4 protein-coding genes are annotated in these 1,546 nt (G+C 70.0%); 2 read left to right on the top strand and 2 right to left on the bottom strand.

Features of this window, described 5'->3' with window-relative positions:
- On the top strand, positions 1–459 hold a 459-nt coding region (locus tag HUK84_RS17725), incomplete at its 5' end, for an aquaporin (protein ID WP_176641427.1).
- A gap of 39 nt (positions 460–498) precedes the next feature.
- Here the strand turns inward: HUK84_RS17725 and HUK84_RS17720 are convergent.
- Positions 499–987 carry a kinase inhibitor gene (locus HUK84_RS17720; protein WP_176641426.1) on the bottom strand — a complete coding sequence of 163 codons (489 nt, stop codon included), beginning with the start codon at positions 985–987 and terminating at the stop codon, positions 499–501.
- A 70-nt stretch (positions 988–1,057) separates the two neighbouring features.
- Positions 1,058–1,288 (bottom strand): hypothetical protein, encoded by a 231-nt coding sequence (locus HUK84_RS17715; protein ID WP_176641425.1) that lies wholly within the window; start codon positions 1,286–1,288, stop codon positions 1,058–1,060.
- A gap of 114 nt (positions 1,289–1,402) precedes the next feature.
- Here HUK84_RS17715 and HUK84_RS17710 point away from each other — a divergent pair.
- Positions 1,403–1,546: S-adenosylmethionine:tRNA ribosyltransferase-isomerase (locus tag HUK84_RS17710; protein ID WP_176641424.1), on the top strand; the 144-nt coding region annotated here is incomplete at its 3' end.

Below are 1,546 nucleotides of genomic sequence, written 5' to 3'. Positions count from 1 at the left end.
CGCCTGGGGGCGTGGGCGCACGCCACCCGTTTCGCGGCGACCGTTCCCTTCGACCTGGTGCCGCTCTCCTGGGTGTTCATGGGCGAGGTCTGCACCACGGCGCTGCTCATCACCGCGCTGCTCTATACCGGCGGCCATGCCGCGCTGCGCTGGGCGACGCCGCTGCTGGCCGGCCCGCTGTTCTTCGCGCTCAACCCGTTCGAGGCCTGGCTGTCGGGCGACAGCACCAACCTGGCGCGCAGCCTGGGGCCGGCGGTGTTTTCCGGCCAGTGGCAGGGTTTCTGGATCTATGGCGCCGCACCGTTCTGCGGCGTGGTGTCGACGGTGCTGATGGTGCGGCTGGGAACCTTCGGCGCCATGCATGTGCACGAGGCCCGGCTGGCGCATTTCGGCCATCACGGCCGGGTGCCCTTCCTGCTGCCCCCCATCCTGTTGCCCTGGCGGCGCCGCGGGTCATAGCGGCAGTTGCCGAAAGATCGGGCGCCGGAAGAGTCGGGATCAGCTCCTGCCGAACAAGGCGGTCAGGCTGGCCGAACCCAGGCTGTGGCTGTTGATCATGTATCCCACCATCGCCCCCGACGCGTCCGCTGGCACGCTCAACACCGCCGTGTCCAGCGCGTGGACCATGAAGATATAGCGGTGCGCCGGCCCCGGCGGCGGGGCGGCTCCGCCATAGGCATTGCCGCCGAAATCGGTGCGGGTCATGAACGCGCCGGGCGGCAGGTCGGCATCGCCCGATCCGGCGCCGGCCGGCAGGCTGGTGACCGAAGCGGGGATATTGACCATCACCCAGTGCCACCAGCCCGATCCGGTGGGGGCATCGGGGTCGTACATCGTCACGGCGAAGCTGCGCGTGCCCTCGGGCGCGCCGCTCCAGGCCAGGGGCGGCGAGATATTGCCGCCGCGATAGCCCATGCCGTCGAAGACCTGGGCCTCGGGCAGCCGGTCACCCTCGGCGAAGGCCCGGCTGGTCAGGGTGAATGTCATGGACGCCTCCTCGTCGTGCTTTCGGCTCCATCGGCCCCTATATGGGTGTTCGGGGCCCGATGGCACGACCCTACCAGTTCTTGCTGACCAGCCAGAATTCCTCGGATGTCAGGGTAACCACCCCGCCGCCGCCGGTGGCTTCGGCGGACTCGGCCGCCGCCGCGGCCAGGGCGGCCATACGCTCGATCATCAGCGTCTTGCGGACATGGGCCTCCGAGCTTTCGGGATTGGCCTCAAGGACGCTCAGCGCCACCTTGCAGGCCCGGGCGACGCGCGCGGCGTCCAGTGCGGCATAGGACATGGTCTCTTCCTGTCTGCTGAAATGGGGGCGGGCCCCCGATCGGGTTCCGCGCCATTCTGCCGGGTGGCGGCGGGACTGTCCAACCGGCGCGGGATTCCGTAAACGGGGCATCCGATGCATGACCTTGCCTCCGATTTCGATTTCATCCTGCCCGGCGCGCTGATCGCCGACCAGCCGGCGCGGCCGCGCGATTCCGCGCGCCTGCTGCACGTCCCCCAGGCCGGCCCCTTCCAGGACCTGGCGGTGCGCGACCTGCCC

It is taken from the genome of Nguyenibacter vanlangensis (assembly GCF_013376155.1).
GTDB lineage: Bacteria > Pseudomonadota > Alphaproteobacteria > Acetobacterales > Acetobacteraceae > Gluconacetobacter > Gluconacetobacter vanlangensis.
Note: the sequence above shows the minus strand (reverse complement) of the source record. Positions and strands in the feature narration are given on the sequence as shown.